We start from the raw sequence: 10,436 nt of genomic DNA, 5'->3' as shown, positions 1-10,436 counted from the left end.
TGCGGGTGCGCTGTGGCTGGTCGCGCAGTTCCCCGCGCCCCTGAAAGGCGGGGCTGCGCCCCAGCCTCCCGTGCCGCTGAAAGGCGGGGCTGCGCCCCAGCCTTTCAGCGCCGGTCGCCGATCGCCGACCAGCGTCTGGCGTCGGCGGCCTCAGGCCAGTAGGCCCGAGGATTTCCAGAGGCGGCGGCCCGTGCCTTGTAGGACGCCTATGTCGTCCAGGAAGTCGGTGAGGCGTTTTGAGCCTGTCTGCATGATGTCCCGGCGGTGGCCGCTCGCCTTGACCTGGGCCAGGGCCTCCCGCCTGTCGAGGCCGACGTTCGTGTAGACCTCGGGGTTGACGAAGGCGACCGAGAAGACGCGGGCGAACTCGCCGGAGGTGATCCGGGTGAACTCCTTCGACCAGCGGGGCGCGGTCGTCATCTGGCGGCGGAGCTCCTCACGCGCGTACCGGACGTGCCGCGCCTCCTCCACCACATGGATCCGTGTGACACCCCGGACCAGGGGCTGCACCCGCTCGTCCGGGAACGTCAGCCGCTGCATCCAGTCGAGCACCTCCTCGCCCAGCAGCGTGGCCGTGAACGAACCGGGGGTCGTGGACACCGTCTTGAAGAGGCGGCCCAGGTTCTGGTGCGCCCGGCTCACCGGGTAGTGCGGCGTCCCGCCCCGGGTGATCAGCCGCGCGAACATCTTCGAGTGCCGGCACTCGTCCTCGATCTCGGTCAGCGCGTAGCGCACGTGCGCGCTCGTCGCCGGCTTGTCGTAGATGTGCCGCACCAGCAACTGCATGAGGATCATCTCGAACCAGATCCCCAACGAGGCCAGCGCCGCCGCCTCGTGCTGGGAGAGCAGGATCCGCTGTTCCTCGCTCATCCGCTTCCACATCGGGGTGTCGTAGAGCGACACCAGTTCCGGCGGCCAGAACCACTTGCCCTCCTCGAAGGGCGCGTCCCAGTCCAGTTCCTTGTCCGGGTCGAAGGAGTGCTTCGCGGAGGAGTCGAGCAGCCGCTCGGCCACCTGCTCCCGGTCCTTGAGCAGGCCGAGCGCGTCGCGTGGTCCGTCGACGCTACCCTCCGTCACGGTCGTCATGGCTGTGCCCACCTCGTCGTGCGTCGTCGTGTCTCGTCGTGTCTCGTCGTGCTTCGGCGTGCCTCGGCGTGCCTCGGCGTGCCTCGTCGGACCCGACATCGTTGGGGTTACCGCCGGTCACGTCTTATGAGACTGCTTGTCAGCAAGCTCGTCAATCCCTTCCGCGCAACTTGTTGACCCGTCGTCCGCTCCGTGTGAGCCTGCGAGACATGTCGACCTACGACCTGTACGCCAAGGACCCCGGAGCACCCCTCTGGCAGGTGCCCGCGACCGGCGCGGCGCGGTTCAGCTGGGAGTACGACAAAGGGCGCGAGCGGCTGCTTGCCCTGTACCAGAAGGGCAAGGACAAGCAGTGGGACGGCCAGAAGCGGATCGCCTGGGACCTGGAAGTGGATCCGTACGACCCGCTCGGCACCCCGGACGAGGCGATGTCCATCTACGGCACGCCCCACTGGGCGAAGATGAACGACCGCGACAAGGGTGAACTCCGCAAGCACTTCGCCTCGTGGCAGTTCAGCCAGTTCCTCCACGGCGAGCAGGGCGCCATGGTCTGCGCGGCCCGCATCGTCGAGTCCGTGCCCGACCTGGACGCCAAGCTCTACTCGGCGACCCAGACGATGGACGAGGCGCGGCACGCGGAGATCTACGGCCGCTTCCTCCACGAGAAGATCGGGATGCTCTACCCGGTCAACGACAACCTCCAGTCGCTGCTCGGCGACACCCTGCGCGACTCCCGCTGGGACATGCCTTACCTCGGCATGCAGGTCCTCATCGAGGGCCTCGCCCTCGCCGCGTTCGGCATGATCAGGGACACCACGGACAAGCCGCTGCCCAAGCAGATCCTCGCGTACGTCATGCAGGACGAGGCGCGGCACGTGGCCTTCGGCCGGATGGCGCTGCGCGACTACTACAAGCAACTGTCCGACGCCGAACTGCGCGAACGCGAGGAGTTCGTCATCGAGGGCTGCTACCTGATGCGCGACCGGCTGCGCGGGGTCGAGGTCCTGGAGAACTTCGGCATCCCGAAGGCGGAGGCCGAGGAGTACAGCGAGCGGTCCGAGTACCTCGCTCTCTTCCGCCGGTTGCTGTTCTCCCGCATCGTGCCCTGCGTCAAGGACATCGGCCTGTGGGGCGAACGCCTCCAGCAGGCCTACGTCGACATGGGCGTCTTCGAGATGGGCGACTCCAACCTCGACCTCCTCATGGCCCAGGACGAGGAACTCGCCGAGAAACTCGACGCGGACCGCTTCGCGGCGGAGGAGCAGGCACGGGTCGCGGAGGTCGAGCAGGCGATCCGCGCGGGGGAAGTGGCGGGAGAAGTGGCGGGGGAAGAGGCGTAAGCAGAGGCATAGACGCAGGTCGTCCCCGGATTATCGTTTGCGAAATGAGTACGTACCAAGGTTGCACTGGTGTTAATCGGCTGCCTTTTCTAACGTCGGACCCACTCGACGACATGAGGAGGCCGCAGTGGACATCCGTATCCGCCCGCCACGCGACAGCGGGCACCACCGCGACATCGGCGGTCGCGGTGACCGCGGTGACCGTGGTGCCGGCGCGACGGGGGACCGGCTGTGACGCGCGCGGTCGTGATCGGCGGCGGGATCGTGGGCCTGACCGCCGGGCTCGCGCTGCGCCACGCGGGGATCGAGGTGGTGATCTGTGAGCGCGCGCCGGAGATCCGCGCCGCCGGGGCCTCGCTGGGGCTCTGGGCGAACGCGCTGGCGGTCTTCGACGATCTCGCCGTCGGTGAACAGGTGCGCTCCATCGGCGCACCCACCGAGATGTACTTCCACGATCCCGCCGGGCGCCCGCTCGTCACCCCGGGATTCAGCCCCGAGGACCACCAGTACCTGCTGGTGCACCGGGCCAAGCTGAACGACCTGCTCGCCGACGCCGTGGGGCTGGACAACATCCGGCTGGCCACCGGCTTCACCGCGTACGAGGAACACGCGGACCATGTCACGGTCCACCTGTCCGACGGCAGTACCGAGGACGCCGACGTGGTCGTCGGGGCGGACGGGGCGTACTCGGCGGTGCGCGGGCAGCTGGTCCCGGGCACTCCGGCGCAGGAACACCCCGGCCACCACGCCTGGCGCGCCGTCATTCCGGCCACCGGCATCACGGTGTCCGAGGACCGGCTGATCCTGGGCACCCACGGCTGCCGGGGCGGCTACATACGTACCTACGACGGGAGCGTCTACTGGTTGCTGAACCAGTTCGACTCACCGCCGCTGACGGGCACTCCGAAGCAGCAGGTCCTGGAACGGGTCGTCCATATGGACGAAGAAGGGCACGACGGGACGCTGGCCCGGCTGATCGCCGCGACGCCCGAGGAAATGATCCTGCACAACCAGATCATGCTCGTGCCGCCGCTGCCCCACTGGGTCTCCGCGCGAGTCGCGCTGGCCGGGGACGCGGCCCACGCCATGTCCCCGCACATCACCGCCGGCGCGACGCTGGGCATCGAGGACGCCGCCCTGCTCGGCCGCCTGCTCGCCCGCACCGATGACGTGCCCGCCGCGCTGGCCGCCTACCAGGCCGACCGGATCCCGCGGTACGCCCATGTCGCGCGGTTGTCCGCGGAGGTGGAACACGCGCCCACGCCCGAGCAGTTCGCGCGGCACTACGTCGCGTTCAGCCACTGGATGATCACCGACCGGCAGCGGTCGCCCAGGAAGAACCAGGTGGACGCATGAGTTTCGCCGTCGAAGTGGACGTACCGGTGCCGATGCGCGACGGCATCGCGCTCGCCACCAACGTGTGGCGGCCCGAGGGGCCGGGGCCCTTTCCCGTGCTGCTGGTCCGCACCCCCTACGGCAAGGACGCCGCCGGAACGTACGGCAACCCGAAACTGCCGGACGTGTTCGCCTTCGTGGGAGCCGGTTACGCGGTGGTGGCACAGGACGTCCGCGGGACCTCTCGTTCGCCGGGAGTGTTCGTGCCCCACGCCTTGGAGGGCCTCGACAGTGTCGACACCCTCGAATGGCTGGCCGAACAGCCGTGGTGCGACGGTGCGGTCGGCATGTGGGGCGGCTCCTACATGGGGTTCACGCAGTGGCAGGCGGCCGTGCACGACGTACCGGCACTGCGGGCCATCGCGCCCGTGATGACCTCCGCCGACCCGTACGCGGCGCCGTGGCGCTCCCCGGGCGGTGCGCTGTCGCAGGACGCCGTCCTGACCTGGGGCACGCTCTCGGCCCTGCGCAACCTGGGCCGGGGCCCCGCCGACGGGCACTCCGGCGAGCAGGACAAGGGCGGCGAGGGCAAGGACGGCAAGCAGGGGAAGGACGGCAAGCAGGGCAAGGACGGCGAGCCCGGCGAACCGGGTGACGCCCAGGCACTGCTGTCCGGTCTGGCCGACACGCGGCGGCTGCACGACCCGCTGCCGGTCGCGGACCGGGGAGCGGTCACCCGTCATCTGCCCTGGGTCGGTCAGGTGCTCGACCACCCGGAACGGGACGCGTTCTGGCAGGAGGTCGCCTCGATCGACCGCTGCGGCGACATCACCGTGCCCGCGCTCCACGTGGGCGGCTGGTACGACGTCTTCGTGGGGGAGACCGTACGGTCCTACACGACGATGCGCGGCCAGGGCGGCAGCACGGCCGCCCGCGAAGGCCAACGGCTGATCATCGGCCCGTGGAGTCACGCCGACGGCACCGACCTCGGCACCTTCCCCGACCGGTCGTTCGGGCTCCACAGCAGCATCAAGGCCGCCGATGTCACCGGCGCGCACCTGCGGTTCTTCGACCGCTGGGTCCGTGACCGCACGAACACCCCGGACGACACCGACCGGGCCGACGACACCCACCGGGTCAGGATCTTCGTCATGGGCGTCGACCGGTGGCGTGACGAGGTGGACTGGCCGCTGCCCGACACCCGGCACACCGACTTCTTCCTCGCCGGGGACGGCCGGGCCAATACCGCCGACGGCGACGGCGTCCTGACGCGCGACGCCGTGCCGGTGGAGGCGACGGACACGTTCCTCTACGACCCGCGCCGCCCCGTCCCGAGCCTGGGCGGCACCGTGCTCGCCGTCGCCTCCGACGTCTTCCCCGGCCCGGCCGACCAGGCATCCGTGGAAACGCGCGAGGACGTGCTGTGCTTCACCGCCCCCGTCCTCGAACAGCCCGTAGAGGTCACCGGCCACGTCAGCCTGGTCCTGCACGTCTCCTCCTCGGCACCGGACACCGACTTCACCGGCAAGCTCGTCGACGTGCACCCCGACGGCAGGGCGATCCTGCTGTGCGAGGGCGTCCAACGCGCCCGCTACCGCAAGTCGCTCACCGACCCGGAGCTCCTGGAGCCGGGAGAGGTCTACGAGATGACGGTCGACCTGGGCGTCACCGCGAACGTGTTCCTGTCCGGACACCGCATCCGGCTTGAGGTCTCCAGCAGCAACTTCCCCCGCTACGACCGCAACACCAACACGGGCGGGACGATCGCGGCCGACGGCGAGGAGGACGTGGCCGTCGCGGTCAACCGGATCCACCACGGGCCGGCCCACCTGAGCCGCCTGATCCTGCCGCTCATCGAACGGCCCGGGTCCGAGTCCGGAGACGCCACGTCCACGGAGGCGCGGACATGAGCGCACTCCACGACCTGGTGGACCGGGCGGCCGTCGCCGATGTCGTCGCCGGTCTCGCCCACGCACAGGACGACCGGGACTGGACCGCTCTGCGGCAGCTGTTCGCCGACGAGGTACGGCTGGACCTCTCCACCCACTACCACGGCAGACCGCCTACGACGCTGCCGGCCGCCGAGCTGGTCGAACTCGCCCGCAGGACCCTGGAGGGCTTCGACTGCACCCACCACGCCGCCACCGACCTCGTCGTACGGCTGTCGGGCGACGAGGCCGAGTGCGGCGCGCACATGGTCGCCTACCACCACGTCCCGGCGGACCCCGGTGTCGTCGACCACTGCACGATGCGTGGCCTCTGGCGGCTCGGGCTGCGCAGATCCGGCGGACGCTGGCTGATACACCGCTGGGCCGTCGTGCGCACCGCCCCGTGGGAGGGCTCGCCCAGCGTCTACGAACTCGCCGCCGCCCGTACCGGAGCCCCGTCCTGACGGAGGGACACGCATGTTCTACGAGATACGCACGGAACGCGCCCGCGCCGGCCGCGGCACGGAACTGGCGCGCTACATGGACGAGACCGTCGTCCCGCTGCACCAGGAAAGGGGGATGCGGGTGGTCGGAGCGTTCACGGTGGCCGACGACGAGGACGCCTTCGTCTGGATCCGGCGCTTCGAGGACGCCGCCGACCGGGAACGCGTCCTGGCCGCCGTCCACGGGGACCCCCGGTGCGCGGCCGTCGTCGACACCTTGTCCGCACTGTCGGGCGGGACGGCGTCCACGGTCCGGCTGGAACCCGCCCCGCGGTCCGGGCTCCGCTGACCCTGGATCGACCGACGACACGACACCACACGACACCGCACAACACGACAGCACGCGACACGAGACGACGCGAAGGGAGGGACTCGAATGGTTCGGCACGACCTGCCGGCGGCACGGGACACCGTGGTGAACGTCTTCGACCGGGACACTCAACCGGTTCTCACTGTCGACCCCGGCGACTCGGTGGTGGTCGGCTCGCTGGACGCCGCGGGGCACCTGGAGCCGATGCGCACACCCGGTGATCCGAGACCGATGATGTTCGCGGACCGGACCGGCCACTGTCTCACCGGGCCGATCGCGGTGCGGGGCGCGGAGCCGGGCATGGTCCTCGGAGTGCGCTTCGAGTCCGTCAGGACCGGCACCTGGGGGTGGACCCTCGCCGGGGTGAAGGACACCCCGCTGACGCGCCGACTCGGCGTCGCCGACGGACCCGCGTCATGGCTGCTGTGGGACATCGGCGACGGGACGGCCACCAACGACCGCGGCCAGACCGTGGACATCGCGCCCTTCCTGGGCGTGGTCGGTGTCCCTCCGGCCGAACCGGGCCCGCACTCCACCATCCCGCCGAGAGCGGGGAGCGGGGGCAACATCGACTGCCGTGAACTGGTGGCGGGTTCCACGCTGTACCTGCCGGTGACCGTGCCCGGTGCGCTGCTCCACCTGGGAGACGGCCACGCGGCACAGGGGAACGGTGAGGTCGCCGGAACGGCGATCGAATGCCCCATGACGACGGAGGTGACACTGCACCTCCACCGGCAGGCCCCGGTCCCCGGTATCCACGCCGAGACGCCCGAAGGACGCGTCACCTTCGGTTTCGACGAGGACCTGAACGCGGCGACGGCGGATGCCCTGGACGCGATGCTGGCCTGGCTGCGCGCACTCTTCGATCTGGACAGGACGGCCGCGCTGGCCCTGGCCGGCGTGGCCGTCGACCTGCGCGTCACCCAGGTGGCCAACGACACGTGGGGCGTGCACGCCGTGCTGCCGTACGACGCCGTCCGCTGATCCGGTGAACCCCACCGGATCAGCTATCCCTTGTAAACCCTGTGAGAGCGAATAGCGAGCACATCAAATGACACCTCATACGGCACCAAGTACGGCACCACATACGGCAACTCGTACGACACCTCGTGACGGTCTCATGGTCAGCGGCGACGTCATTCCCGAGGCCCGTCCGCGCCGGCTTTCCTTCGCGGAGGTCCGTGCCCGGATAGGGGAGCCGGATGACATGATCAAACGCAAGGTGCGCGACCGTCTGGACCAGCACAGCCGCCGTTTCATCGCCCATTCTCCTTTCCTGACGATGGCCACGTCGGACGCCACGGGACTCCCCGACAGCTCACCACGAGGCGACTATCCGGGATTCGTCAAGGTCCTCGACGAGCGCACCCTCGCCATCCCCGACCGGCCGGGCAACCACCTGGCCGACTCGTTCCGCAATCTCGCCGAGAACGACGGGATCGGGCTGCTGTTCGTCATCCCCGGAATGCGAGAAGTGCTACGGGGCAACGGCCGTGCCTATCCCACCGACGAACCGGACGTGCTCGCCCGGATGCGCACCGAGGGAAAGGAGGCCGAACTGGCGATCGTCGTGGAATTGACGGAGGTCTTCTTCCACTGCGGACGCGCGCTGATCCGCTCCCGGCTCTGGGATCCGGCAAGCCAGGCCCTGGCCGGGGAAATGCCGTCGATAGGCGAGATCGCCGCGGCCCAGTTCGAACTCGACGCCGATCCGCAGGCGCTGACGGACATGCTCGAAGACGACTACCGACACCTGTACTGACACTGAGGCGGCCATGGCCATGCAACGAACCATTCTTGAGAAGGCCGAGCCGGTCGCCGAGGGTGCCCTCTCGCTCCTCCTGCGCGGCGCCGACGGCCCGTTGGCACCCTGGGAACCGGGCGCCCACATCGATCTGGCACTGCCCAACTGGCTGACCCGGCAGTACTCGCTCTGCGGAGACCTGGCCGACCGAGACACCTACCGTGTCGCCGTCCGTCACGACCGGCTCAGCCGGGGCGGCTCCGAGTACATCCACCTGTTCCTCGGCGAGGGCCGCACCCTCGACGTCTCGGTGCCGCGCAACAACTTTCCCCTGCTGCCCGCACCGGAGTACCTGTTCCTCGCCGGCGGGATCGGCATCACCCCCATCATGCCGATGCTGACGGCGGCGGTCGAGGCGGGCGCCTCGGCGACGTTGGTGTACATGGGCAGGTCCCTCGACAGCATGCCGTTCGTCGACGAACTGCGGGCCGCGCACGGCAGCCGGGTGCGCGTCCACGCCACCGACCGGCACGGCCTGCCCGACTTCGCCGCCGAGGCGGCGGAGCTGGGCCCCGGGACGCTGGTGTACTGCTGCGGCCCCGGGCCGATGCTCGACGCGGCCGAGGCGGCGTTCCCCGCGCGGCGGCTGCACATCGAGCGCTTCCGGCCGGCGGCCAAGGAGTTCGCGCCCGACACGGCCTTCGACGTGCACTGCGCCCGGTCGGAACGGACCGTCCGGGTCGGCGCGGAGGACTCCATGCTGGACGCGTTGACCCACGCGGGACTGCGCATACCGTCCGGGTGCCGTGAAGGGGTTTGCGGCACCTGCGAGATCGCCCTCGTCGACGGAGAGCCGGAGCACCGCGACGACATCGGCGCCGCACCCGGCCGTATGTACACCTGTGTCTCACGGGCGCTGTCGCCCAGCCTCACCGTCGATCTCTGAACCGACGACCTCCGACCCGCCCCGTGCCGCCCACCTGTGCCACCCACCCCTCATGACCGAACGGCCTGCACGGACCGAACGCGTGAGCGCCGCCGACCATCCCGGGAGGGATGCCCCATGACCGCCCATCCGCATTCGACGACCAGGGCCGGTGTCTTATGATCGACTGGCTCGATCTGGCCGAATCGGTCATTTCTTCACCGTGGCTGTACGCGGTACTCATCGCGGTGTCTTTCCTGGACTCCTTCCTCCCACTGATCCCGAGCGAACCCGTCGTGATCGTCGCGGGCGTCTACGCCGCGTCCGGTGAGACCGACATCGTGCTCGTCATCGCCGCCACGACGCTCGGCGCCTTCCTCGGCGACCTCGTTCCCTACGCGGTCGGACGCCTGCTGGGGGAACGCATACTCAAGCGCCTGCCACCGGGCTCCAAACGCCGCACGGCACACGACTGGTTCGCCCGCGAACTCGAATCCCGCGGCGGCTTCATCCTGGTGACCACCCGGTTCATCCCGGTGGGGCGCTACCTGGCCACCCTGTCGACCGGGCTCGTCGGCTACACGCTGGGCAAGTACGCGCTGTTCGTCGCGTTCGCCACCGGCACCTGGAGCGCCTACACCGCTCTCACCGGCTATCTGGGCGGCGTCGTGTTCCAGGAGAACACGCTGCTGGCCATCGCCGTCGGCGTGGGCCTGGCACTCGTGGTGACCGGCGCCCTCGAAGGCATACGCCACCTCAGCCGCCGCAGAACCGCTGCCGCGAAGGACACGGCCATCGCGCCGGACACGGCCACCGACGTGGACCCGGCCACAGTGCAGGACCCGGCCGCAGTGAAGGACCCAGCCGTCGCGGCGGACACCGTCGTCGACTGACGTCGACCGAACCCCCGGCTCACCGGTCGGGGTCGAGGTCCAGCACGGCCTCCATCACGGCGCGGGCGATCGGCGCCGCGTCCCCGCCGCCGCTGATGTCGCCCCGGTCGGCCGCCGCGTCCTCGACGACGACCGCGACGGCCACCGCCGGCTCCACGGCATCGTCGGCCTGCGCCCAGGAGATGAACCAGGCGTACGGCGTACCGGAGTTGTGGATGCCGTGCTGGGCCGTGCCGGACTTACCGCCGACCGTGGCGCCGGGGATGGCGGCGTTCGTGCCGGTGCCCTCCGCCACGACGTCCGTCATCAGCTCGCGCAGCTGTACGGCCGTCGCGGGGGACATGGCCTGGCCCGGGGAGCGCTGCCCCCGGC

General features: G+C 70.0%; 11 protein-coding genes. 9 read left to right on the top strand and 2 right to left on the bottom strand.

All coding sequences use genetic code 11. The annotated features are described in order from the left end of the window. Positions 1-150: 150 nt before the first annotated feature. Positions 151-1,086, bottom strand: coding sequence for an AurF N-oxygenase family protein (locus AOK01_RS36150; RefSeq protein ID WP_055519226.1), 936 nt, complete (start codon positions 1,084-1,086; stop codon positions 151-153). A 209-nt stretch (positions 1,087-1,295) separates the two neighbouring features. On the opposite strand from AOK01_RS36150, the gene AOK01_RS36145 reads away from it, so the two are divergent. The 9 genes from AOK01_RS36145 to AOK01_RS36105 all read left to right on the top strand — a co-directional run bounded on the left by AOK01_RS36145 (position 1,296) and on the right by AOK01_RS36105 (position 10,064). Beyond that, positions 1,296-2,426, top strand: coding sequence for a ferritin-like domain-containing protein (locus tag AOK01_RS36145; RefSeq protein WP_055519224.1), 1,131 nt, complete (start codon positions 1,296-1,298; stop codon positions 2,424-2,426). Between the two features lie 231 nt (positions 2,427-2,657). Next, entirely contained in the window at positions 2,658-3,782 is a 1,125-nt protein-coding gene (locus AOK01_RS36140; RefSeq protein ID WP_055519223.1) for an FAD-dependent oxidoreductase, read from the top strand. After that, positions 3,779-5,671, top strand: coding sequence for a CocE/NonD family hydrolase (locus AOK01_RS36135; RefSeq protein WP_055519221.1), 1,893 nt, complete (start codon positions 3,779-3,781; stop codon positions 5,669-5,671). Before AOK01_RS36140 ends, AOK01_RS36135 begins: the two co-directional genes overlap by 4 nt. Continuing rightward, positions 5,668-6,153: a nuclear transport factor 2 family protein gene (locus AOK01_RS36130; RefSeq protein ID WP_055519217.1), complete on the top strand. Its 486-nt coding sequence runs from the start codon at positions 5,668-5,670 to the stop codon at positions 6,151-6,153. The genes AOK01_RS36135 and AOK01_RS36130 overlap by 4 nt, the downstream gene beginning before the upstream one ends. A 13-nt stretch (positions 6,154-6,166) precedes the next feature. Further along, a complete protein-coding gene (locus tag AOK01_RS36125) occupies positions 6,167-6,481 on the top strand; it encodes an NIPSNAP family protein (RefSeq protein ID WP_055519215.1) in 315 nt (104 codons plus the stop codon). A gap of 87 nt (positions 6,482-6,568) precedes the next feature. Continuing rightward, on the top strand, positions 6,569-7,486 hold the full coding sequence (locus AOK01_RS36120) for an acetamidase/formamidase family protein (protein WP_055519211.1): 918 nt from the start codon (positions 6,569-6,571) through the stop codon (positions 7,484-7,486). Positions 7,487-7,622: 136 nt separating this feature from the next. After that, the gene (locus AOK01_RS36115; RefSeq protein WP_055519209.1) at positions 7,623-8,264 is read left to right on the top strand and encodes an MSMEG_1061 family FMN-dependent PPOX-type flavoprotein; all 642 of its coding nucleotides are present in this window, start codon (positions 7,623-7,625) and stop codon (positions 8,262-8,264) included. 19 nt (positions 8,265-8,283) lie between these two features. Continuing rightward, positions 8,284-9,192, top strand: a complete 909-nt coding sequence (locus tag AOK01_RS36110; RefSeq protein WP_055519229.1) for a PDR/VanB family oxidoreductase — start codon at positions 8,284-8,286, stop codon at positions 9,190-9,192. Between the two features lie 158 nt (positions 9,193-9,350). After that, the gene (locus tag AOK01_RS36105) at positions 9,351-10,064 is read left to right on the top strand and encodes a DedA family protein (RefSeq protein WP_055519207.1); all 714 of its coding nucleotides are present in this window, start codon (positions 9,351-9,353) and stop codon (positions 10,062-10,064) included. 19 nt (positions 10,065-10,083) lie between these two features. Here the strand turns inward: AOK01_RS36105 and AOK01_RS36100 are convergent. Next, positions 10,084-10,436, bottom strand: a 353-nt coding sequence (locus AOK01_RS36100; protein WP_281181486.1) for a penicillin-binding transpeptidase domain-containing protein, incomplete at its 5' end; no start/stop codon positions are given.

The sequence above is a fragment of the Streptomyces aurantiacus genome, assembly GCF_001418335.1.
GTDB classification, from domain to species: domain Bacteria; phylum Actinomycetota; class Actinomycetes; order Streptomycetales; family Streptomycetaceae; genus Streptomyces; species Streptomyces aurantiacus.
Note: the sequence above shows the minus strand (reverse complement) of the source record. Positions and strands in the feature narration are given on the sequence as shown.